Origin of the sequence: Streptomyces sp. AC602_WCS936, assembly GCF_019049125.1 — a bacterium.
Taxonomy (GTDB): Bacteria; Actinomycetota; Actinomycetes; order Streptomycetales; family Streptomycetaceae; genus Streptomyces.
Map to the genome: position 1 here is coordinate 49,800 of NZ_JAGMUF010000017.1, position 23,518 is coordinate 73,317.

The following is a 23,518-nucleotide window of genomic DNA, read 5'->3' on the forward strand; positions in this document are numbered from 1 at the left end:
CGGGGCGGTCAGGTGCGGGCGCCCTTGTCGGCCTCGTTGTCGACAACCTCCCCGGCGGACTGCTGCTTGGGGATGCCGACGCCTTCCGCATCGGCGGCCTCGGCGGACTCGTCGGCCTCCGCGGACTCCGACGTGTTCCGGGGGCCGGAGTCGGCCGTCTCCACGGCCTGTGCCGTCTCCTCCGCCACACGCTCGGTGTCCGGGGTGTCGGTCCGTGCCTCTTCGGCCGACGCCTCCTCGGTGGTCTTCGACCTCCGAAGAAGCCGTGCAAAAACGCCCATATCAACTCCATACGTTACTCGTGCGGGCGAAATCCCGCGGCATCCGGTGCGTCCGTTTGCGCGGCCGGGGCCATGGCCCCGGTGGCCCGGGGAGCGGGGACTTCGCAACGGGCAACGACTCCCGTCCCGCGCCGTCACGTAACTCGTTCGAGGGCAGGGCGAGAGGTTTGGGAGACTGGTGCGGTGAGCAGCGCACCCCCCGCCCCCCGCGTCATCGCCGTAGTCGGACCCACTGCGGCCGGAAAGTCCGATCTGGGCGTATTCCTGGCCCAGCGGCTCGGCGGCGAGGTCGTCAACGCCGACTCCATGCAGCTCTACCGCGGGATGGACATCGGCACCGCGAAGCTGACGCCCGAGGAACGCGGCGGCATCCCGCACCATCTGCTCGACGTCTGGGACGTGACGGTCACGGCCTCCGTCGCCGAGTACCAGCGGCTGGCCCGCGAGCGGATCGACGCGCTGCTCGCCGAGGGGCGCTGGCCGGTCCTCGTCGGTGGCTCCGGCCTCTACGTCCGCGGGGCGGTCGACAACCTGGAGTTCCCCGGCACCGACCCCGAGGTCAGGGCCCGGCTGGAGGAAGAGCTCACCCTGCACGGCCCGGGAGCGCTGCACGCCCGGCTGGCCGCTGCCGACCCCGAGGCGGGCCGCGCCATCCTGCCCAGCAACGGACGCCGCATCGTGCGCGCCCTCGAGGTGATCGAGATCACCGGCAGGCCCTTCACCGCCAACCTCCCCGGCCACGACTCCGTCTACGACACGGTCCAGATCGGCGTGGACGTGGCCCGTCCCGAGCTGGACGAGCGCATCGCCCGCCGCGTCGACCGGATGTGGGAGGAAGGTCTGGTGGACGAGGTGCGCTCCCTGGAGGCGCGCGGGCTGCGCGAGGGGCGTACGGCGTCGCGCGCGCTCGGCTACCAGCAGGTGCTCGCGGCGCTCGCCGGCGAGTGCACGATGGACGAGGCGCGGACCGAGACCGTCCGTGCCACCAAACGCTTCGCGCGCCGTCAGGATTCATGGTTCAGGCGCGATCCGCGGGTGCACTGGTTGAGTGGAGCTGTGGCGGACCGCACGGAACTTCCGCAGCTCGCGCTGTCGTTGGTCGAACGACCGGTTACAGCCTGATCACGTGATGGCATCGGGACGCCCCGGCCGTCATCCGGGCCTTCGACGGCGTGCCATCATCGAGCTTCGATCGACCGAGTGAGTCCTAGTTGGGAGGGCGCGTGGCGATGGAGGCCGGCCCTCGCGACACCGCACCAAGCACCGAGCACGGCGCCGCCGACCACGACGGCCCGGAGCCGGACGGAGCAGCCCTGAGCCCCGACGGTCCCGACGAGACGCCGGAGAGCGTGACGACGGACGGCCCAGAGCCCGCCGAGATGTACGGCGACGAGGTCGAGGTCGAGCTGCGTCCGCAGCGACGGCTGCGCATCTGGCAGCTCGCGCCCATCGTGGGCCTGGCCGCGGTCGGCTCCCTGATGTTCGCCTTCCCGCTCGCCTTCGACTTCGGCGACAGCGGCGCCGTGATCGCGATGCTGGGTCTGCTGATCTGCTCCTGCGCGGCCGGCTGGGGCATGATGGCCGCCCGCCGCGTCGGCTACACCCTGCCGGGGCTGCCGCAGCGCGGCTCGGGACGCCGTGCCGACTGGCGGATGATCCTCGTGTACGCCCTGGCCGTCGCCGCCGTCGTAGTCCTGGCCGTGTGGCGGGTCGCCCGCCTGCGCGGGTGACCCGAGCCCACCGGCACGCGTGACCCGAGGCCGCCGGCCCCACCGACCCGGGTCCACCGCCACGCGTCCGGCGCGTGCGCACGCGCCCGCCCCACGACGGCACGCCATGCTCACCCCGTACGATCGAGGAATGAGCACGCGGATCGCCTTCCTCAAGGGTCACGGCACCGAGAACGACTTCGTGATCGTCCCGGACCCGGAGAACGCCGTCGAACTGCCCCCCGCAGCCGCAGCCGCCCTGTGCGACCGCCGCGCGGGCATCGGCGGAGACGGCCTGCTGCACGTCGTGCGGTCCGCGGCGCACCCCGAGGCCCGGCACATGGCCGCCGAGGCCGAGTGGTTCATGGACTACCGCAACGGCGACGGCTCGGTCGCCGAGATGTGCGGCAACGGCGTACGCGTCTTCGCCCGCTACCTCCAGCGCGCCGGCCACGCCACCGAGGGAGACCTCGCCGTCGCCACGCGCGGGGGCGTGAAGACCGTGCACCTCGCCAAGAACGGAGACGTCACCGTCGGCATGGGCCGCGCGCTGCTCCCCGAGGGCGACGTCGAGGTGAGCGTCGGCGAGCGCAGCTGGCCCGCGCGGAACGTGAACATGGGCAACCCGCACGCGGTGGCCTTCGTCGCCGACCTCGACCACGCGGGCGACCTGTACACCGCGCCGCCGTTCCGGCCGGCCACCGCCTACCCGGACGGGGTGAACGTCGAGTTCGTAGTCGACCGCGGCCCGCGCCACGTCGCCATGCGCGTGCACGAGCGCGGTTCCGGGGAGACCCGCTCCTGCGGCACCGGCGCCTGCGCCGTGACCGTCGCCACCGCCCGCCGGGACGGCGCCGACCCGGCCGTCACGGGCACCCCGGCGACGTACACCGTCGACGTGCCGGGCGGCACCCTGGTGATCACCGAGCACCCCGACGGCGAGATCGAGATGACCGGCCCCGCGGTGATCGTCGCCGAAGGCGAGTTCGACGCGGAATGGCTCGAGGGGGTGCTCGTCTGAACCACAGCCCGGTCCATGACACTCAGTGCGAAAACGTAAACCCTCGGTCCATCGCTCGAATGGGTGATCCGTTTCACGCTCCGCGAGAGGCGGTCGGCCGCACGTGATGGGCTCGATAGCATCAAGCACCGGCCCGGACGGGGGAACGACACCATCCCTTGAGCCGCGTCCGCCCCGGGATGCCCCGTCCGCCGGTCCACGCAGCCGGAGGTGCCCATGAACGCGGAGGCCGTGAATCCAGCGAGCCCGGGACCGGTGCCGCCCGCGACCACCGGCGCCGTCGCTCCGTCCGCGCCCCGCAGGAAGGCCCGCCCCCGGATCGACCTGCGCCGCCTGGGCCGCGCCGCACTGCTCGGCTCCGCCGCCCGCGGCCGGCTGCCCGACGCCATCGGCCACGTCGTCGAGGCCCACCGCGCCCACCACCCCGACGCCGACCTCGACCCGCTGCGCCGCGCCTACGTGCTGGCCGAGTCCTCGCACCGCGGCCAGATGCGCAAGAGCGGCGAGCCGTACATCACGCACCCCCTCGCCGTCACCCTGATCCTCGCCGAGCTCGGCGCCGAGACCACCACGCTGACCGCGTCCCTCCTCCACGACACCGTCGAGGACACCGACGTCACCCTGGACCAGGTCGGCGAGGAGTTCGGCGCCGAGGTCCGCTACCTCGTCGACGGCGTCACCAAGCTGGAGAAGGTCGACTACGGCGCCGCCGCCGAGCCCGAGACCTTCCGCAAGATGCTCCTCGCCACCGGCAACGACGTCCGCGTGATGTCGATCAAACTCGCCGACCGGCTGCACAACATGCGCACCCTCGGCGTCATGCGCCGCGAGAAACAGGAGCGCATCGCCAAGGTCACCCGCGACGTCCTCATCCCGCTCGCCGAACGACTCGGTGTCCAGGCGCTCAAGTCCGAGCTCGAGGACCTGGTCTTCGCGGTCATGCACCCCGAGGAGTACGCGCACACGCGTGAGCTCGTCGCCGCGAACGCCGCCCGCGCCCAGGACCCGCTGGCCGAGGTCGCCGAGGACGTGCGCAAAGTGCTGCGCGAGGCCGACATCAGTGCCGAAGTCCTCATCCGGCCCCGCCACTTCGTCTCCCTGCACCGCGTCTCCCGCAAACGCGACCCGCTGCGCGGCGCCGACTTCGGCCGCCTCCTGGTGCTCGTGCAGGAGGACGCCGACTGCTACGCCGTCCTCGGCGAACTGCACACCTGTATGACGCCGGTGGTCTCGGAGTTCAAGGACTTCATCGCCGTACCCAAGTTCAACCTCTATCAGTCGCTGCACACCGCGGTTGCCCGCCCGCAGGACGGCCAGGTCGTCGAAGTCCTCGTCCGCACCCACCAGATGCACAAGGTCGCCGAGGCCGGAGTCGTCGCCCTCGGCAACCCCTACGCCCAGCCGACGGAGGACCAGAGCACGGGCGACGGGGAGCGCGCCGACCCGACCCGCCCCGGCTGGCTCTCCCGGCTGCTCGACTGGCAGCGCGGCGCCCCCGACCCGGACACCTTCTGGTCCACCCTCCGCGAGGACCTCGCCCAGGACCGAGAGATCACCGTCTTCCGCCCCGACGGCGGCACCCTCGGCCTGCCCGACGGCGCGACCTGCGTGGACGCCGCCTACGCCCAGTACGGCGAGGACGCGCACGCGGCCATGGGCGCGCGGGTCAACGGCCGCCTGGCGACCATGAGCACGGTGCTGCGGGACGGAGACACCGTGCAGCTCCTGATGGGGCAGGACCCCGCTTCCGAGCCCTCCCGAGAGTGGCTGGAGCACGCCCGTACGCCGGCCGCGCGGATCGCCATCCAGCGCCGGCTCGCGGCCCGCCCCGAGCAGGCGTCCACCGAGCCGGAGAACGCGTCCCGCGGCTCCCTGGCAGGTGACGCACCCGCCGCCCGCCCGGCGTCCGACGGACCGGCACCCCGCCCCGTCTCCGCCGACGTCCTCGCCGACCGGCCGGGGGCGGCCGTACGGCTGGCCGGCTGCTGCACTCCCGTACCGCCCGACGAGATCACCGGATTCGCCGTGCGCGGGGGAGTGGTGACCGTGCACCGCGCGGAGTGCGCAGTGGTGGCGCGCATGAAGGGTGCGGGGCGACCGGAGGTCGGCGTGCGCTGGGGGGAGAGCACCCAGTGCAGGGTCACCCTGCTCGCCGAATCGTTCGGCCGGCCGCACCTGCTGGCCGACCTCACCGAGGCGATGGCCGTCGAAGGCGCCGAGATCGTCTCCGCGACCGTCGAGCCGCCCGACCGGCAGCGGGTCCGCCACACGTACACCGTCCTGCTGCCCGACGCGGCACGGCTGCCCGGCCTCATGCGCGCGATGCGCGACGTGCCCGGGGTGTACGACGTGAGCCGGGCGCAGCCACAGACCACGGGCGTCTGAGCCGCACCGTCCCGACCGGCCGACGGTCGGGACGGTGCCCGCGCGGTCGGCCATCGCCTCGCCGTCCCGGAGGCCGCTCCGCGCCCCCCGCGCCGCTGGTCGGCATCTCCGCGCCCCCGCCGGAACGCACCCGTTCGGGTGCCCCGGGCGCGCGTCGGCGTCGCGGCCAGGGTGCGCGCTGATAGCCGTGGGGCATGCCGCACACCCCGCACCCCCCGGCTTCCCGCCCCCACGGGCGAGCCCGCCGCCGGCTCAGGGCCGCCGCGCTGCTCGCCTCGGCCGTCTCCGTATGCCTGGTCGCCGCGAGCGCCCCGCCGACCCCCCTGGGCGTCGGCGACCGCCTCTACCCGCACCTGGGCAACCCCGGGTACGACGTGGCGGCGTACGACCTCTCCTTCACCTACTCCGGCAGCAACAGCGAGCCGCTGAAGGCCGTCACCGTCATCGACGCCAGGACGACGGCCGACCTGGACCGGGTCAACCTCGACTTCGCCCACGGCAAGGTCGACTCCGTCGAGGTCGACGGCGAGCCCGCGGCCTTCGCCACCGCCGGTGAGGACCTCGTCGTCACGCCCGAGGACCCGCTCGACGAGGACGAGTGGACGCGGATCACCGTGCGGCACACCAGCGACCCCGTGTACCCGGAGGACCGCGAGGGCGGCTGGGTGCGGACCTCGGACGGGCTCGCCATGGCCAACCAGGCGGACGTCGCCCACCTGGTGTTCCCCTGCAACGACCACCCCTCCGACAAGGCGGACTTCACCTTCAGCGTCACCGCCCCGGACGGCCTCACCGCCGTCGCGAACGGCCTGCCGACGGGCGTCGACCGGACGGGCGGAACCACCACCTGGACGTACCGGACCGCGCACCCCATGGCCACCGAGCTGGCCCAGGTGTCCATCGGCCGCTCCACGGTGCTGCACCGCACCGGCCCGCATGGACTGCCCGTCCGGGACGTCGTACCGACCGAGCACCGCGCGGCGCTCGAACCGTGGCTGAAGAAGACGCCCGACCAGATCGCCTGGATGGAGGAGAAGGTCGGGCGCTACCCCTTCGAGACGTACGGGCTGCTCATGGCCGACGCCACCACCGGCTTCGAGCTGGAGACCCAGACGCTCTCCCTGTTCGAACGGGAACTGTTCACCGAGCCGGGCTACCCGAAGTGGTACGTCGAGTCGATCATGGTGCACGAACTGGCCCACCAGTGGTTCGGCAACAGCGTCGGCCCCGCCACCTGGTCCGACCTGTGGCTCAACGAGGGCCACGCCACCTGGTACGAGGCGCTCTACGCGGACGAGACCGCCGACAAGCCCCTTCAGGCGCGGATGAAGGCCGCCTACGGCGCGTCCGACGGCTGGCGCGCCAAGGGCGGACCGCCCGCCGCCCCGAAGCCGCCCACCTCCGGCAGCAAGACCGGCATCTTCCGCGCCAACGTCTACGACGGCGCGGCCCTCGTCCTCTACGCCCTGCGCCAGGAGATCGGCCGCCCGGCCTTCGAGCGCCTCGAGAGGGCCTGGGTCACCCGCCACCGGGACGGCACGGCGACGACCGCCGACTTCGTCCGGCTCGCCTCCGAGACCGCCGGCCGTGACCTGGGCGACTTCCTCCACGGCTGGCTGTACGGCGAGAAGACCCCGCCGATGCCCGGACACCCCGACTGGAAGCCGGTGGCCGGGGAATAAGCCGGTGACGAGACGGCCCGGGCCGTGCGACCATCTTCAGGACGGCGCGGTACGGGCCGCGGGAATCTCCCCGGCGGTTCGTTCGTTGTGAAGAGTGTCGCAGCAGCGCACCGCCGCGCGACTCGTCGATTCGTTTCCCAGCTACGTAAGGATCCAATGACCTCCTCTTCTTCCCCTTCCCAGGACACCAAGCGTCTCGCGCAGACCTACCCCGAGGGCCTTCGGGCCGATGCCCTGATGGAAGAGGACGTCGCCTGGAGCCACGAGATCGACTCGGAGTGGGACGGCGAGCAGTTCGACCGCTCCGACCGCGCGGCTCTGCGCCGGGTGGCGGGCCTCTCCACCGAGCTCGAGGACGTCACCGAGGTCGAGTACCGCCAGCTCCGCCTGGAGCGGGTCGTCCTCGTCGGCGTCTGGACCTCGGGCACCGTGCAGGACGCGGAGAACTCGCTGGCCGAGCTGGCCGCCCTCGCGGAGACCGCGGGTGCGCTCGTGCTCGACGGCGTCGTCCAGCGCCGCGACAAGCCCGACGCCGCCACCTACATCGGCTCCGGCAAGGCCGAGGAGCTGCGGGACGTCGTCCTCGAAACGGGCGCGGACACCGTCATCTGCGACGGTGAGCTCAGCCCGGGGCAGCTGATCCACCTCGAGGACGTCGTCAAGGTCAAGGTCATCGACCGCACGGCCCTGATCCTGGACATCTTCGCCCAGCACGCCAAGTCCCGGGAGGGCAAGGCGCAGGTCGCGCTCGCGCAGATGCAGTACATGCTGCCGAGGCTGCGCGGCTGGGGTCAGTCGCTGTCCCGGCAGATGGGCGGCGGCAAGGGCGGCGGCCTCGCCACCCGTGGTCCCGGTGAGACCAAGATCGAGACGGACCGGCGCCGGATCCGCGAGAAGATGGCGAAGATGCGCCGGGAGATCGCGGAGATGAAGACCGGCCGCGAGATCAAGCGCCAGGAGCGCCGGCGCCACAAGGTGCCGTCCGTGGCCATCGCGGGCTACACCAACGCCGGCAAGTCCTCGCTGCTCAACCGCCTCACGGGCGCGGGCGTGCTGGTGGAGAACGCGCTGTTCGCCACCCTCGACCCGACCGTGCGCCGCGCCGAGACCCCTAGCGGCCGCCTGTACACGCTGGCGGACACCGTCGGCTTCGTCCGGCACCTGCCGCACCACCTGGTCGAGGCGTTCCGCTCCACGATGGAGGAGGTCGGCGACTCCGACCTGATCCTCCACGTGGTCGACGGTTCGCACCCGGCTCCGGAGGAGCAGCTGGCCGCCGTGCGCGAGGTGATCAGGGACGTCGGCGCCACCGACGTACCCGAGATCGTCGTGGTCAACAAGGCCGACATGGCCGACCCGCTGGTGCTCCAGCGGCTGCTGCGGGTCGAGAAGCGTTCCATCGCGGTCTCGGCACGCACCGGCCAGGGCATCGACGAGCTGCTCGCGCTGCTCGACAACGATCTGCCGCGCCCGTCGGTCGAGATCGAGGCGCTCGTGCCGTACACCCGCGGCAAGCTGGTCGCCCGCGCCCATGACGAGGGCGAGGTGATCTCCGAGGAGCACACCCCGGAGGGCACCCTGCTCAAGGTGCGGGTGCACGAGGAACTGGCGGCGGAGCTCACGCCGTACGTTCCCGCGCCGCTTGCCTGAGGCCGAGGCCCCGGCACCGTACGACGACGAGGGCCCGTCCCCTGCCAGGCAGAGGACGGGCCCTCGTCATGCGCGGATCACTGCCCGCCGCGGGTCACTGCCCGCCGACGGTCACTGTCCGCCGTACGTCCGGCTCATGTTCTGGTACATCGCCTCGGCCTCCGGGCCGAGCTGCGGGCCCGCCAGCCAGGTGTTGTCGAGCGGCCCGATCGACGTGTTCGAGACCAGCTTCGTCTCGCCGTCCACCACCCGGAACCAGCCGCCGCCGGAGGAACCGCCGGTCATGGTGCAGCCGATGCGGTACATCGTCGGCAGCGACGGGCTCAGTGACAGCCGGCCGGGCCGGTCGACGCACTTGAACATCTTCAGGCCGTTGTACGGCGGGGCCGCCGGGTAGCCCCAGGCGCCCATGCTGCCGACCTCGGTCGCGGAGGGGGCGGAGAAGTCCACCTCCAGCGCCGCGCCGACCGTCTCCTCCAGGGACTTGCTGCCCTGCTCCGGCTTCACGTGCAGCACCGAGTAGTCGTGCGCGGCGCCGTCGCCGCCGTCCTCCGCACCGCCCTGGATCCACTGGTTGGAGGTCGAGGCCCAGTCGGCTCACCAGGTGCCGTACGGGGCCATCTCGGTGGTCGTCGCACCCGCCAGCTCCGCCTCGGACTTGCCGAGGTCGTTGTACGACGGCACGAACGCGATGTTGCGGTACCAGCCGCCGCTGCCGCCGGCGTGCACGCAGTGGCCCGCGGTCCACACCAGGTTGGACTTGCCCGGGTTGTTCACGTCCTTGATGACCGTGCCGGAGCAGACCATCGACCCCTCGGGGGAGTCGAAGAAGACCTTGCCGACCGGTGCCGCGTTGTCGTGGTACGGCGTCTTCTCGGCCACGGCCTCGACGGGTGCCGGCTCCGGATCGGTGGCGCCCTGGTCGGCGGCGGTGTCCTTGGTGGTGACCGTCTTGTCGGCCTCCTTCGCGGACTGCATCCGGTCCGGCTTCCACAGGCCCTCGATCACCGGATTGACGAAGTCCTTGGCCTCACTGAGCCACTTGTCCTTGTCCCAGTCCTTCCAGCCGCCGTCCTTCCACCTGTCGACGTCGATGCCGTGCTCCTTGAGCCGGTCCGCGAGGTCGCCCGGGAGCTGGACCCCGCCGCCACCGGTGTCGCCGGCGTCTGCCGCCTGGGAAGTGTCGCCGCTGGGCTTCGCGTCGGCCTCGTCCTTCTCCGAACCGCCGCACGCGGTGGCGGTCAGCGCCAGGGCGGCGACCAGGCCGGTGGCGGCGAGGACGGTGCGCCGCCGGCGTGGCGCGGCGGGCATGGGTACGGAACGCATGGTGGATCGACCCCCGTTGGAACGTGTGGATGTGGAACGTACAGATGTCGTCGAGCGCTGCGCTCAGCCCGCGCTCACTGACCGGCGAACTTGCCGCTCACCGCGTCGAAAACGCCCTTGGCCTCCTCGCCCAGCCGCGGACCGGCCAGCCAGCCCGCCGTCACCGGGCCGATCGAGGTGTTGGACACCAGCGCCGGCTCGCCGTCGGAACCGGCCGCCACCCAGCCGCCGCCGGACGAACCGCCGGTCATGGTGCAGCCGATGCGGTACATCGTCGGGTCCGAGGCGCTGATCGACAGCCGTCCGGGCTTGTCCTCGCACTGGAACAGCTTCTGACCGTCGTACGGCGGGGCGGCCGGGTAGCCGATCGCCTTGATGCTCTCGGTCTCCGGCACGGCGGGCGCGTCGAAGTCGACCGGCAGCGCCGCGCCGACCGTCTCCTCCAGCGACCTGCCGTCGCTGCCCTTCTCCGGCGTCACGTGGATGACGGCGAAGTCGTACGAGGCGCCGTCGCCACCGGTCGCTCCGCCCTGCTCGATCCACTGGTCCGAGGTCTGCGCCCAGTCGCCCCACCAGACACCGTAGGGAGCGACGTCCTCCTTGGTGGCGTTCTGCAGTTCCTCGGTCGACATGCCCGTGTCGTTGTACGACGGCACGAAGGCGATGTTGCGGTACCAGCCGCCGTTCTTGCCGGCGTGCACGCAGTGGCCCGCGGTCCACACCAGGTTTGACTTGCCGGGGTTGGCCGGGTCCTTGACGACGGTGGCCGAGCACACCATCGAGCCCTTGGGCGAGTCGAAGAGCAGCTTGCCGGCCGTGGCGGCGCTGTCGTGGTACTTGGGCGGCACGGCCGCCGCCTGGACGGGCGCCGGCTCCGGGTCGGTGACGCCCTGGTCACCTGTGAGGTCGTTCTCGTCGACCTCCTGGTCCGGCTCCTCGGCGTCCCGCATCCGGTCCGGGTCCCACAGGTCCTCGATGATCGGGTTGACGAAGTCCTGCGCCTCGCGCAGCCAGTCGTCCTTGTTCCAGTCCTTCCAGGCGCCGTCCCGCCACTTGTCGACGTCGATGCCGTGTTCCTTGAGCTTGTCCTTGATGTGGTCCGGGATCCGGATCTCGCCGTTGCCCGCGTCCGCGGCGGACGCGGAGGCCGAGGCGTCGCCGCCCGCCTCGGGGTCGCCGGACTCGCACGCGGTGGCGGTGAGCGCGAGCGCCGAGACGAGCGCGACGGCGACCGGTGCGGAGGAGGTCCTGCGCCGCCCGCGCTCGTGTCCGCGCGTGGTGAACGACGGCCGTATGGATCGCATGGTGGTGACTCCCCCTGGTGTGAACTGCATAAGAACGGGCCACACACTATGCGGTCGCTGTGGGGGAGTTCCGACGGTACGGCAACGGTTCGGATACAAGCGGCCTGACCTGGCACGCCGTTGCCGCGAGGATCCGGACGGCCACCCGTAACCCGGCCGACCGTCCGCGGTTGTAGCGGTGGGGGGCCCGCTGTCCGGGTGCGGCCCCCGTGCCGAGAGCGGCCGGCGAGCCGGACGCGCGGGGACAGCGGGAGGTCGCAGCCGTGGCGAAGAGCGCAGTACGCAGGGAAACCGCGCGGGAGTGTGCTCCGAGACGCGGGCCGGTGCGCGACGCCGCGGCCGGCACCGTGGCGAGCGTCCTTCCGGTCGTACCGGTCCGGGCCCGGGGGCTCACCATCGAGGGCGCCGACGGCCGCCGTTACCTCGACTGCGTGTCCGGGGCGGGGGCGCTGCCGCTGGGGCACAACCACCCGGTCGCCCTGCGGGCGATCCGCGAAGTCCTCGACACCGGCGCCCCCTTGCAGGTCGCCGGCCTCACCACTCCCGTCGAGGAGGCCTTCGTCACCGAACTGATGCGTACGTTGCCGCCCGGACTCGCCGACCGCGCGCGCGTGCGGTTCTGCGATCCGGCCGGGAAGAACCCGGTCGCCACCGCCGCCGGACTGGTCCGTGCCGCCACCGGCCGAACCCGGGTGATCCGCCCCACGGACGCGGACCACGGGGCCGGGGCCGGTCTCACCGACCCGAGGCCGGAAGAAGCGCTGCCCGCCGGAATGCTCCTGGAACCGGTCCGGAGCCGGGACGGCGTGCTCCCCACGCCGGACGCCGTGCTGCGCCGCCTGCGCCGCGGCACGGCCGAACGGTCCGTTCCGCTGATCGTCGACGAGACCGAGACCGGTGTCGGGCGAACCGGGGCCTTCTGGGCGGTCGAACACAGCGGTGTCGTCCCCGACATCCTGGTCCTCTCCAAGGCGATCGGCGGCGGACTGCCCCTCGCCGCCGTGGTGTACCGCGAAGACCTGCACACCGGGGAGGGGAGCGCCTTCCGCGGCAATCAGCTCGCCATGGCCGCGGGCGCAGCCACCCTCGCCCACGTCCGCGAGCACCGTCTCGCCGAACACGCCGCGGCCCTGGGCGGCCGGACGCTGGGCCGGCTGCGCGGCCTGGCGGAGGACTTCCCGTGCGTCGGCGACGTGCGGGGGCTCGGTCTGATGATCGGCATCGAGCTGACGGCACCGGACGGTACGGCCGACGCGGCCCCGCGCGGCACTCGCCTCGGTACCGCCGCCGCCGTCCAGCGGGAGTGCCTGCGCCGAGGACTGATCGTGGACCTCGCGGGCCCGTCCGGGAACGTCGTACGACTGCTGCCGCCGCTGATCGTCACCGAGGAGCAGATGTCGGCGGTGCTGGACCGCCTCGCCGACGCGGTCCAGGCGGTGGAGCGGGGCCCGAGCGGTCACGCCCCACCGCACGGGGTGCGCGCCGCGCGCCGGCTGTAGCGACCCGCAGCCCAGGCCCCCAGCACGTCACGAGGAACCGCGTTGCACACCACCCCCACACCGGAACCGGCGGCCACCACGGACGCCGCCCCGTCCATCACCGCCGCTGCCGCCCGCGCCGCCCACGCGTCGCCCTCCGGCCCCGTGCCCGCCCCCGGGCCGGCTTCCGGCGTCGTTCCCGCGCCCGCGACCCCCGTCGACGCGTCGGGCGGGCCGGAACCGTACGCCGACGCGCAGGCCGCGGCCGTGGAGAACCTGCTGCGCTGCTGGGCGCGCGAGACCGACGCCCGTGCCCCCGACGACGGCAACCTCGCCGTACCGCTGCCGTCGAGCGGTACCGCCCTGGCCGTTCCCGTCCTCTACTGGTCGCCGACGGGATGGCACCGCTTCGGCGCCCCGCGTCTGGCCGACGCGCCCGCCTCGGCCCCACCCGCCGACGCCGTCACCGTCGCCGCGCTGCTCGCACGGGAGACGGCCGACGGTCGGGAGGCCGACGGAACCGACCTCGTGGCCCGCGTCGCGGACTCCGTCCGCCGCACCGCCGCGATCCTCAGCGAACGGCCGAAGGGCCCGGCGCACGCCCCCGGCGCCCGCGACACCGCCGGCACCTCCACCGAGCCGGACCTCTTCCTCGCCGCCGAACAGGCACTCGTCCTCGGACATCCGCTGCACCCCACCCCGAAGAGCCGGGAGGGCCTCACCGAGGCGGAAGCGCGGCTGTACTCACCCGAACTGCACGGCGCCTTCCCCCTGCACTGGCTGGCCGTCGCCCCCTCCGTCCTCGCCACCGACTCCGCGTGGACCGAGCGGGGCCGCCCGGTCAGCGCGCCCCGGCTCGCCGCGCGCCTCCTCGGAGACGGGGCGGCGGCGCCGGACGGACACGCGGTCCTGCCCCTGCACCCCTGGCAGTTCCGCGCCGTACGGCACAGGCCGGAGACCGAGGCACTGCTGGACGCCGGGCTGCTCAGGGACCTCGGTGTCCAGGGCGTCCCCTGGCACCCCACCTCATCCCTGCGGACCGTCCACCGCACCGGCGCCCCCGCCATGCTCAAGCTCTCCCTGGCCCTGCACATCACCAACTCACGCCGGGAGAACCTCCGCAAGGAACTCCATCGCGGCGTGGAGGTGCACCGTCTGCTGCGCAGGGGCCTGTCCGGTCAGTGGCGGGCCGCCCACCCGTACTTCGACGTCGTCCGGGACCCGGCCTGGCTCGCCGTCGACGGACCGGACGGCAGGCCCGTCCCAGGGCTCGACGTCGTCGTCCGGCACAACCCGTTCCGGCCCTCGGACGACGTCTCCTGCGTGGCGGCTCTCGTCGCGCCGCGGCCGGACGGCCGCGACCGGCCCACCGCCCGCGTCCCGCGCTCCCGACTGGCCGAGGTCGTCACCCGGCTGTCCGGGCGGACCGGCCGTCCCCGCGAAGCGGTCGCCGCCGAGTGGTTCCTGCGGTACCTCCACCACGTCGTGCGGCCCGTCCTGTGGCTGGACGCCCACGCCGGGATCGCCCTGGAGGCGCACCAGCAGAACACGCTGCTCCTGCTGGACGCCGACGGCTGGCCCGCCGGCGGCCGCTACCGCGACAACCAGGGCTACTACTTCCGTGAGTCGCGGCGCGCGGAACTCGACGCCCGGTTGCCCGGCATCGGTGAGCACAGCGACACGTTCGTCACCGACCGGGTCACCGACGAGCGCTTCGCGTACTACCTCGCCATCAACAACGTGTTCGGTCTCATCGGCGCCTTCGGCTCCCAGCGACTCGCCGACGAACGGCTGCTGCTCGCGGCCTTCCGCCTCTTCCTCGAAGACGTCGCCTCCGGTCCCGGTCGGCTGGACAGCCCGCTGCCGGCGCTGCTCCTCGACTCGCCCGTACTCCGCTGCAAGGCCAACCTGCTGACCCGTCTGCAGGGCCTCGACGAACTGGTCGGGCCGGTGGACACCCAGTCCGTCTACGTCACCATCGCCAACCCGCTGCACGCCTGAGCGAGCCGTTGCGTCTCCCCTTCCTCGTCCCCGTCCCCCGAAAGAGCGACCCCGTGACTTCCACCGACGCGAGCGCCGACGACACCATGGACCTGCACCTGCCCGCGGAGTTCATCGCCCTCTTCGGAAGGGACGGGAAGGACGGGACAGAGGGCGCGCCCGACGAGACGCCGCCGCCCCGGCGGACCGGCGGCGACCTGCTCGACCGCGTCACCGACTGGGGCCCGGTCGCCACCACGGCGGGCGAGTTCCACCTGGTGCCCGTCCACGCCGAGCGGGACCTGCCGCTCATCGACCGCTGGATGAACGACCCCGCCGTCGCCGAGTTCTGGGAGCTGACCGGACCGCAGACCGTGACCGAGGACCACGTACGGTCCCAGCTGGCCGGTGACGGCCGCAGCGTCCCGTGCCTCGGCCTGCTGGAAGGGGTGCCGATGAGCTACTGGGAGCTGTACCGCGCCGACCTCGACCCGCTGGCCCGGTACTGTCCCGTACGACCGCACGACACCGGCCTCCACCTGCTGATCGGCGACGCCGCCGACCGCGGCCGGGGCATCGGGACGACCTTGATCAGTGCCGTCGCCGAGCTCGTCCTCGGCAGGCGGCCCGCCTGCACGCGTGTGCTCGCCGAACCCGACGTCCGCAACCGTCCGTCCGTCGCCGCGTTCCTCGGCGCCGGGTTCCGGTTGTCCGGCGAGATCGACCTGCCGGCCAAGCGGGCCGCCCTCATGATCCGCGACCGGTCCCCGCGCGAGGTGCCGTGACGTCCGCGCCGCCCGCTCGCCGACCACCCCGCCCAGGAGCCACTCGTGCCGCCGCCGTCCCCACAGCCCCACCCGCCCCTCGCAGCCGCCTTCCGCGCCCGTTTGTCAGTCCCGGGCCGTAGGGTGGTCGCGCTATGACGAAGCCCTCTCTCCCCGAACTCCTGCACGCCGCCGTCACCGCCGTCGGCGGCACGGAGCGTCCCGGCCAGGTGGCCATGGCCGAAGCCGTCGAGGAAGCCATCGACGGCGGCTCCCATCTGCTGGTCCAGGCCGGCACCGGCACCGGCAAGTCGCTCGGGTACCTGGTGCCCGCGCTGGCCCAGGGGGAGCGGGTCGTCGTGGCCACGGCGACCCTGGCCCTCCAGCGCCAGCTGGTCGAGCGCGACCTGCCCCGCACGGTCGACGCGCTCCACCCGCAGCTGCGCCGCCGCCCGGAGTTCGCGATGCTCAAGGGCCGGTCGAACTACCTGTGCCTGCACCGGCTCCACGAGGGAGTGCCGCAGGACGAGGAGGAGGGCCTCTTCGACCAGTTCGAGGCCGCCGCACCCACCAGCAGGCTGGGCCAGGACCTGCTGCGGATGCGCGACTGGGCGGACGAGACCGAGACCGGCGACCGCGACGACCTGACGCCCGGCGTCTCCGACCGGGCCTGGTCGCAGGTCTCGGTCTCGTCCCGGGAGTGCCTGGGCGCCTCGAAGTGCGCGTACGGCGCGGAGTGCTTCGCCGAGATGGCCCGGGAGCGCGCCAAGCTGTCCGAGGTCGTCGTCACCAACCACGCCCTCCTCGCCATCGACGCCATCGAGGGCGCCCCGGTCCTGCCGCAGCACGAGGTGCTGATCGTCGACGAGGCGCACGAACTGGTCTCCCGGGTCACCGGGGTCGCCACCGGAGAGCTGACCCCAGGCCAGGTCAACCGGGCGGTGCGCCGGGCCGCGAAGCTGGTCAACGAGAAGGCCGCCGACCAGCTCCAGACCGCCGCCGAGGGCTTCGAGCGGCTGATGGAGCTGGCGCTGCCGGGCCGTCTGGAGGAGATCCCGGAGGACCTGGGGTACGCGCTGATGGCGCTGCGTGACGCCTGCCGTACGGTCATCTCCGCGATCGGCACGACCCGGGACAAGTCCGTGCAGGACGAGGACGCCGTGCGCAAGCAGGCGCTCGCCTCCGTGGAGTCCGTGCACGACGTGGCGGAGCGCATCACCAACGGCTCCGAGTGGGACGTCGTGTGGTACGAGCGGCACGACCGATTCGGAGCTTCCCTACGCGTCGCTCCCATGTCCGTCGCGGGCCTGCTGCGGGAGAAGCTCTTCGCGGACCGCTCGGTGATCCTCACCTCCGCCACCCTGAAGCTGGGTGGCGACTTCAACGGCGTCGGAGCCTCCCTGGGCCTCGCCCCCGAGGGCACCGAGGGCGAGGACGTGCCCCAGTGGAAGGGGGTCGACGTCGGCTCGCCCTTCGACTACCCCAAGCAGGGCATCCTGTACGTCGCCAAGCACCTGGCCCGCCCCGCCCGGGACGGCGACCGCGGTGACATGCTCGACGAGCTCACCGAGCTGATCCAGGCGGCCGGCGGACGCACGCTGGGGCTGTTCTCCTCGATGCGTGCGGCCCAGCTGGCCGCCGAGGAGCTGCGCTCCCGCATCCCGGAGTACCCGATCCTGCTTCAGGGCGAGGAGACGCTCGGCGAGCTGATCAAGAACTTCGCCGCCGACCCGGAGACCTGCCTCTTCGGCACGCTGTCCCTCTGGCAGGGTGTGGACGTCCCCGGGCCGAGCTGTCAGCTGGTCGTGATGGACAAGATCCCGTTCCCGCGACCGGACGACCCCTTGATGAGCGCCCGCCAGAAGGCGGTGGAGGAGGCCGGCGGCAACGGCTTCATGGCGGTCGCCGCCACGCACGCCGCCCTGCTCATGGCCCAGGGCGCGGGGCGTCTCGTACGGGCGTCGGGCGACCGCGGTGTGGTCGCCGTACTGGACCAGCGCCTGGCCACGGCGCGGTACGGGAGCTATCTGAAGGCCTCTCTGCCCGACTTCTGGTTCACCACGGACCGCAATCAGGTCCGCAAGTCGCTCGCCGCGATCGACGCGGCGGCCCGGCGGACGGAGTCGGAGGGCGACTGAGCAACCGTGCCGCGGCGCTGTGCGGTTGCCGGACAGCGCGGGGCCCCGGAACCGGCGCAGAGGTTCCGGGGCCCGGTCGGGGTGGCGGGCCAGTCGGCTGTCGCCGCGTACCCGCCCGCCGTGGCGCTCAGACGCGGCGCAGTACGGCCACCACCTTGCCGAGGATGGTCGCGTCGTCACCCGGGATCGGCTCGTACGCCGCGTTGTGCGGGAGCAGCCACACGTGGCCGTCCTCCCGCTTGAAGCGCTTGACGGTGGCTTCGCCGTCGAGCATCGCGGCCACGATGTCGCCGTTCTCGGCGACCGGCTGGCGGCGGACCGTGACCCAGTCGCCGTCACAGATGGCGGCCTCGATCATCGAGTCGCCGACGACCTTCAGGACGAACAGCTCGCCGTCACCGACCAGCTGCCGGGGCAGGGGGAAGACGTCCTCGACGGACTCCTCGGCGAGGATCGGGCCTCCGGCCGCGATGCGCCCGACGAGCGGGACGTACGACGCGGCGGGCTTGCCGGCGGTGTCCGTGGGCTGCACCGAGGCGGCCTGGTCGGAGCCGCGTACCTCGTAGGCGCGCGGGCGGTGCGGGTCGCGGCGCAGGAAACCCTTGCGCTCGAGTGCCATCAGCTGGTGCGCGACGGAGGACGTGCTGGAAAGACCGACGGCCTGACCGATCTCCCGCATCGACGGCGGGTAGCCGCGCCGCTGCACGGAGTCGCGGATGACTTCGATCACCCGGCGCTGGCGGTCGGTCAGTCCCGAGCTGTCCGCCCGGATGCCCGGAGGTCGGCCCGGCAGGGAGCGCTTGTGCCCCTCTGGACTCGCGGCGTCGCTCATCGCGTGCATCGGCTCAGGTCGGCCCTGGGGGCGGTCCTGGGCAGTGATGGCGGCACTGTCGGCGGTGGTGGTCACGTCGGCCCCTCTCGATGGTCTCCCTGCTGCCCAACGGTAGTAGCTTTCGAAAGGTTGCGCCAAACACACGTTCGAGTGAAAAAACGCGAATCGCTCGCCTGAATCGCATGTCTGGGTGTATGGCTACCGCGGTGCCCGACGGACAAAAGCGCTCATTGCTGTACTCTTCACCGCCGTGGCGACAACCTCGGGGATGTCGCTCCAGTCTGCCATCCGGCATCCCGTTCGACGGCGCGGGTCCCTCCATCTGTGCGGTAGCCCCACGCCCCCTCCCCGCGGCGGCCACGGTATCTCCGCATGCCCTCGCTGGATACGGCCGTGCGTGTGCATCTGCGCGTGTGGGCGTGCGTGCACAGGTGCGTGCGAGTGACCGCTGGGCCGTCGCGGCCGTACGAGTCCGGTACGGACCGGCGCGACACGCGTGCAGGGCGTGTATGTATGAGCCAATCCCCACATCTAGTGGTTGGATTGCGGGAGCAGCCCACAAGTTGTGGTCCCCCGGGTCTTCGGGCCCGCCGCGATCGCCTATGCTTGGGGCTGCTTCGAGGGGCCTGAAGGGCCCTTTGTGGCTATTGGGTCTGCTGTGAGGAGGGTTCGGAGTTCATGCACTGCCCCTTCTGCAGGCACCCCGACAGTCGTGTCGTCGACAGCCGCACCACCGACGACGGCACGTCGATCCGCAGGCGCCGCCAGTGTCCCGACTGCTCCCGTCGTTTCACGACCGTGGAGACGTGCTCGCTCATGGTGGTGAAGCGGTCCGGGGTCACCGAACCGTTCAGCCGCACCAAGGTGATCAACGGCGTGCGCAAGGCCTGTCAGGGCCGGCCCGTCACCGAGGACGCGCTCGCACAGCTCGGCCAGCGGGTCGAGGAGGCGGTGCGGGCCACCGGAAGCGCCGAGCTGACCACCCACGACGTGGGGCTGGCCATCCTCGGCCCGCTGCAGGAACTCGATCTGGTCGCCTATCTGCGATTCGCCTCCGTCTACCGGGCGTTCGACTCGCTCGACGACTTCGAGGCAGCGATCGCGGAGCTCAGGGAGACGACGGGGCGTCCCGGCACGGACGGCGACGGCGACGCCGGTGCGGGGAGCCAGGAGAACGACCGCGGGTCCACGGGGGCGGCACAGGTCCCCGAGCCCGCAGGCGCCGCCGACTGACCGGCGGGCCGGACCCGGACTTCGGCGCCCGGGCCCGGCCGGTCGACGGCGAATGAGAAGACCTGTCGCGGGCGGAGCGAGAGATGCCCGCGACATCAGACAGAACACCGTGCCACGGGAACAATCGGGGCACTTCAGGGCGTTTTCGCCCGTACAGGGAGGCGGCATGACAGAGACGGCGAGCGGTCCGGCACGGAGTTCCCGCGCCAAGGGCACCAAGGCGGGCAAGGGACTCCGCGTCGAGCGCGTCCACACCACTCCCGGCGTCCACCCCTACGACGAGGTGACCTGGGAGCGTCGTGACGTCGTCATGACCAACTGGCGCGACGGCTCGGTCAACTTCGAGCAGCGTGGTGTCGAGTTCCCCGAATTCTGGTCGGTGAACGCGGTCAACATCGTCACCAGCAAGTACTTCCGGGGCGCCGTCGGCACCCCGCAGCGCGAGGTGAGCCTCAAGCAGCTCATCGACCGCATCGTGAAGACGTACCGGAAGGCCGGTGAGGACCACAAGTACTTCGCCTCGCCCGCCGACGCCGAGATCTTCGAGCACGAGCTGGCCTACGCCCTCCTGCACCAGATCTTCAGCTTCAACAGCCCGGTCTGGTTCAACGTCGGCACGCTCCAGCCGCAGCAGGTCTCCGCCTGCTTCATCCTGTCCGTCGACGACTCCATGGAGTCGATCCTCGACTGGTACAAGGAAGAGGGCATGATCTTCAAGGGCGGCTCGGGCGCCGGCCTGAACCTGTCCCGCATCCGCTCCTCCAAGGAGCTGCTCTCCTCCGGCGGCAACGCCTCCGGCCCGGTCTCCTTCATGCGCGGCGCGGACGCCTCCGCCGGCACCATCAAGTCCGGCGGCGCCACCCGCCGCGCCGCCAAGATGGTCATCCTCGACGTCGACCACCCCGACATCGAGGACTTCATCCAGACCAAGGTCAAGGAAGAGGAGAAGATCCGCGCCCTGCGCGACGCGGGCTTCGACATGGACCTGGGCGGCGACGACATCACGTCCGTCCAGTACCAGAACGCCAACAACTCGGTCCGCGTGAACGACACGTTCATGAAGGCCGTGCAGGACGGCGGCAAGTTCGGCCTGACGTCCCGCATGACCGGCGAGGTCATCGAGGAGGTCGACGCCAAGGCGCTCTTCCGCAAGATGGCCGAGGCCGCGTGGGCGTGTGCCGACCCGGGCATCCAGTACGACGACACCATCAACGCCTGGCACACCTGCCCGGAGTCCGGCCGTATCAACGGCTCGAACCCGTGCAGCGAGTACATGCACCTGGACAACACGTCCTGCAACCTCGCCTCGCTGAACCTGATGAAGTTCCTGAAGGACGACGGCAAGGGCAACCAGTCCTTCGACGCCGAGCGCTTCTCCAAGGTCGTCGAGCTCGTCATCACCGCGATGGACATCTCCATCTGCTTCGCGGACTTCCCGACCCAGAAGATCGGCGAGAACACCCGCGCCTTCCGCCAGCTCGGCATCGGCTACGCCAACCTCGGCGCCCTGCTGATGGCGACCGGCCACGCCTACGACTCCGACGGCGGCCGCGCCCTGGCCGGCGCCATCACCTCCCTGATGACCGGCACGTCGTACCGGCGTTCCGCCGAGCTCGCCGCGATCGTCGGCCCGTACGACGGCTACGCCCGCAACGCCAAGCCGCACCTCAGGGTCATGAAGCAGCACTCCGACGAGAACGCCAAGGCCGTCCGCATGGACGACCTGGACACGCCGGTCTGGGCCGCCGCCACCGAGGCTTGGCAGGACGTGCTCCGCCTCGGCGAGAAGAACGGCTTCCGCAACTCCCAGGCGTCCGTCATCGCCCCGACCGGCACCATCGGTCTCGCGATGTCCTGCGACACCACCGGCCTCGAGCCCGACCTCGCCCTGGTCAAGTTCAAGAAGCTGGTCGGCGGCGGCTCGATGCAGATCGTCAACGGCACCGTCCCGCAGGCCCTGCGCCGCCTGGGCTACCAGGAGGAGCAGATCGAGGCGATCGTCGCCCACATCGCCGAGAACGGCAACGTGGTCGACGCCCCCGGTCTCGCGCACGAGCACTACGAGGTGTTCGACTGCGCGATGGGCGAGCGCTCCATCTCCGCGATGGGCCACGTCCGCATGATGGCCGCGATCCAGCCGTGGATCTCCGGCGCCCTGTCCAAGACGGTCAACCTGCCGGAGTCGGCGACCGTCGAGGACGTCGAGGAGGTCTACTTCGAGGCGTGGAAGATGGGCGTCAAGGCGCTCGCCATCTACCGCGACAACTGCAAGGTCGGCCAGCCCCTCTCCGCCAAGAGCAAGTCGGTCAAGGACACGGAGAAGGCGGAGATCACCGAGAAGACCGAGGCGGCCATCCGCGAGACGGTCGAGAAGGTCGTCGAGTACCGCCCGGTCCGCAAGCGCCTCCCGAAGGGACGTCCCGGCATCACCACGTCCTTCACCGTCGGCGGCGCCGAGGGCTACATGACGGCCAACTCCTACCCGGACGACGGTCTCGGCGAGGTCTTCCTGAAGATGTCCAAGCAGGGCTCGACCCTCGCGGGCATGATGGACGCCTTCTCCATCGCGGTCTCCGTCGGCCTCCAGTACGGCGTGCCGCTGGAGACGTACGTCTCGAAGTTCACCAACATGCGCTTCGAGCCGGCCGGCATGACGGACGACCCGGACGTGCGGATGGCGCAGTCGATCGTCGACTACATCTTCCGCCGCCTGGCGCTGGACTTCCTGCCCTTCGAGACGCGTTCCGCGCTCGGCATCCACTCCGCCGAGGAGCGCCAGCGCCACCTGGAGACCGGTTCGTACGAGCCGTCCGACGACGAGCTCGACGTCGAGGGCCTGGCCCAGTCGGCGCCGCGCGCCCAGGAGCTGAAGGCCGTCGTCACGCCGAAGGCCGAGGTCGAGGCGGCCAAGCCCGCTCCGCAGCAGGCGCACACCAGCGCCGAGCTGGTGGAGATGCAGCTGGGCATCCAGGCCGACGCCCCGCTGTGCTTCTCCTGCGGCACGAAGATGCAGCGCGCCGGTTCCTGCTACATCTGCGAGGGCTGCGGCTCGACGAGTGGCTGCAGCTGACCTGTAGGGCTCAATGACCTGTAGGGCTCAATGAGTAAGGGGCGTCCACCAGGGTGGACGCCCCTTACTCATGCACGCGCGTCGTCAGGACCGGCGCACCGCGCCCATGGTGGCGGCGAAGACCGCGGGGTCACCCTCGAAACCATGGACGCCGGCCCGGAACTCCCACGCCCCCGTCTCGTCCCTCACGAACTCCGCGACCGTCGCCGCCCTCGCGCCCAGGACCCCGCCGAAGTCGTCCGTGGCCAGGTCGGTGTAGCCCTCCCGGATGCGCAGGCCCGGGTTGGTCACGTCACCGAAGGTCTGGTCCTCGGTGCGCTGCTGGATCGCGACCCCGACCACCACGCGCGCGTACCGCGCGTCGAGCCGTTCCAGCTCAAGGGTCATGACCTCGTCGAAGCCGAAGCCCTTGCCGTCCTGGCTGTCCCGGTTGAGATAGATGGTGCCGTCGGGGGAGCGGCTGTCGTGGTGCACCACATAGGCGGGAGCACCGTACGGGTCCCTGGCCAAGTAGGTCCCGGCGACGATGTCCAGATCGGCGGGTGGCTGCCCCGCCGGGTTCGGATCCCACCGCAGCGCGACCTCGACCTTGCCCATGCCTTTGCTGAGGCCGTTCACAGACTTCCCCTTCCAGGTCCCCCGCCCCTGCCCGGCCACCTCAACTG

Annotated in this window: 16 protein-coding genes and 1 pseudogene; 12 read left to right on the forward strand and 5 right to left on the reverse strand. The window is 71.9% G+C overall.

The genetic code is table 11. The features are described 5' to 3' along the window. Nucleotides 1–8: 8 nt before the first annotated feature. Complete coding sequence (locus KUM03_RS07975) at nt 9–281, reverse strand: hypothetical protein (protein ID WP_217246318.1); 273 nt, start codon at nt 279–281, stop codon at nt 9–11. Nucleotides 282–464: 183 nt separating this feature from the next. Here KUM03_RS07975 and miaA point away from each other — a divergent pair, with 183 nt between their 5' ends. The 6 genes from miaA (at nt 465) to hflX (ending at nt 8,728) form a co-directional block, all read left to right on the forward strand. Further along, nucleotides 465–1,403 carry a tRNA (adenosine(37)-N6)-dimethylallyltransferase MiaA gene (gene miaA / locus KUM03_RS07980; protein WP_217246319.1) on the forward strand — a complete coding sequence of 313 codons (939 nt, stop codon included), beginning with the start codon at nt 465–467 and terminating at the stop codon, nt 1,401–1,403. A gap of 107 nt (nt 1,404–1,510) precedes the next feature. Beyond that, complete coding sequence (locus tag KUM03_RS07985) at nt 1,511–2,011, forward strand: hypothetical protein (protein WP_217246363.1); 501 nt, start codon at nt 1,511–1,513, stop codon at nt 2,009–2,011. A 130-nt stretch (nt 2,012–2,141) separates the two neighbouring features. Then, nucleotides 2,142–3,011 (forward strand): diaminopimelate epimerase, encoded by an 870-nt coding sequence (dapF, locus tag KUM03_RS07990; RefSeq protein WP_217246320.1) that lies wholly within the window; start codon nt 2,142–2,144, stop codon nt 3,009–3,011. Nucleotides 3,012–3,227: 216 nt separating this feature from the next. After that, nucleotides 3,228–5,396 (forward strand): bifunctional (p)ppGpp synthetase/guanosine-3',5'-bis(diphosphate) 3'-pyrophosphohydrolase, encoded by a 2,169-nt coding sequence (locus KUM03_RS07995; RefSeq protein WP_217246321.1) that lies wholly within the window; start codon nt 3,228–3,230, stop codon nt 5,394–5,396. A 194-nt stretch (nt 5,397–5,590) separates the two neighbouring features. After that, the gene (locus tag KUM03_RS08000; RefSeq protein ID WP_217246322.1) at nt 5,591–7,078 is read left to right on the forward strand and encodes a M1 family metallopeptidase; all 1,488 of its coding nucleotides are present in this window, start codon (nt 5,591–5,593) and stop codon (nt 7,076–7,078) included. A 156-nt stretch (nt 7,079–7,234) separates the two neighbouring features. Further along, a complete protein-coding gene (gene hflX / locus KUM03_RS08005; RefSeq protein ID WP_217246323.1) occupies nt 7,235–8,728 on the forward strand; it encodes a GTPase HflX in 1,494 nt (497 codons plus the stop codon). A gap of 111 nt (nt 8,729–8,839) precedes the next feature. Here the strand turns inward: hflX and KUM03_RS08010 are convergent. Together KUM03_RS08010 and KUM03_RS08015 are read right to left on the reverse strand one after the other, a co-directional pair. Beyond that, a pseudogene (locus tag KUM03_RS08010) lies at nt 8,840–10,054 on the reverse strand (serine protease). 74 nt (nt 10,055–10,128) lie between these two features. Further along, nucleotides 10,129–11,358 (reverse strand): serine protease, encoded by a 1,230-nt coding sequence (locus tag KUM03_RS08015; RefSeq protein ID WP_217246324.1) that lies wholly within the window; start codon nt 11,356–11,358, stop codon nt 10,129–10,131. 323 nt (nt 11,359–11,681) lie between these two features. Here KUM03_RS08015 and KUM03_RS08020 point away from each other — a divergent pair, with 323 nt between their 5' ends. From KUM03_RS08020 to KUM03_RS08035, 4 genes are all read left to right on the forward strand, one after another. Further along, on the forward strand, nt 11,682–12,857 hold the full coding sequence (locus KUM03_RS08020) for an aminotransferase class III-fold pyridoxal phosphate-dependent enzyme (protein WP_217246325.1): 1,176 nt from the start codon (nt 11,682–11,684) through the stop codon (nt 12,855–12,857). A 42-nt stretch (nt 12,858–12,899) separates the two neighbouring features. Next, nucleotides 12,900–14,837, forward strand: a complete 1,938-nt coding sequence (locus KUM03_RS08025) for an IucA/IucC family siderophore biosynthesis protein (RefSeq protein WP_217246326.1) — start codon at nt 12,900–12,902, stop codon at nt 14,835–14,837. A gap of 53 nt (nt 14,838–14,890) precedes the next feature. After that, a complete protein-coding gene (locus tag KUM03_RS08030; protein WP_217246327.1) occupies nt 14,891–15,601 on the forward strand; it encodes a GNAT family N-acetyltransferase in 711 nt (236 codons plus the stop codon). A gap of 134 nt (nt 15,602–15,735) precedes the next feature. Continuing rightward, on the forward strand, nt 15,736–17,718 hold the full coding sequence (locus KUM03_RS08035) for an ATP-dependent DNA helicase (protein ID WP_217246328.1): 1,983 nt from the start codon (nt 15,736–15,738) through the stop codon (nt 17,716–17,718). A 127-nt stretch (nt 17,719–17,845) separates the two neighbouring features. Here KUM03_RS08035 and lexA read toward each other — a convergent pair whose 3' ends face one another. Continuing rightward, nucleotides 17,846–18,625, reverse strand: coding sequence for a transcriptional repressor LexA (gene lexA / locus KUM03_RS08040; RefSeq protein ID WP_073731750.1), 780 nt, complete (start codon nt 18,623–18,625; stop codon nt 17,846–17,848). A gap of 603 nt (nt 18,626–19,228) precedes the next feature. Between lexA and nrdR the strand changes: the two genes are divergently transcribed. Together nrdR and KUM03_RS08050 are read left to right on the forward strand one after the other, a co-directional pair. Continuing rightward, nucleotides 19,229–19,783 carry a transcriptional regulator NrdR gene (gene nrdR, locus KUM03_RS08045; RefSeq protein WP_217246329.1) on the forward strand — a complete coding sequence of 185 codons (555 nt, stop codon included), beginning with the start codon at nt 19,229–19,231 and terminating at the stop codon, nt 19,781–19,783. 166 nt (nt 19,784–19,949) lie between these two features. Then, nucleotides 19,950–22,853, forward strand: coding sequence for a vitamin B12-dependent ribonucleotide reductase (locus tag KUM03_RS08050; RefSeq protein ID WP_217246330.1), 2,904 nt, complete (start codon nt 19,950–19,952; stop codon nt 22,851–22,853). A gap of 84 nt (nt 22,854–22,937) precedes the next feature. Here KUM03_RS08050 and KUM03_RS08055 read toward each other — a convergent pair whose 3' ends face one another. Next, complete coding sequence (locus tag KUM03_RS08055) at nt 22,938–23,471, reverse strand: TerD family protein (RefSeq protein WP_217246331.1); 534 nt, start codon at nt 23,469–23,471, stop codon at nt 22,938–22,940. Nucleotides 23,472–23,518: the final 47 nt, after the last annotated feature.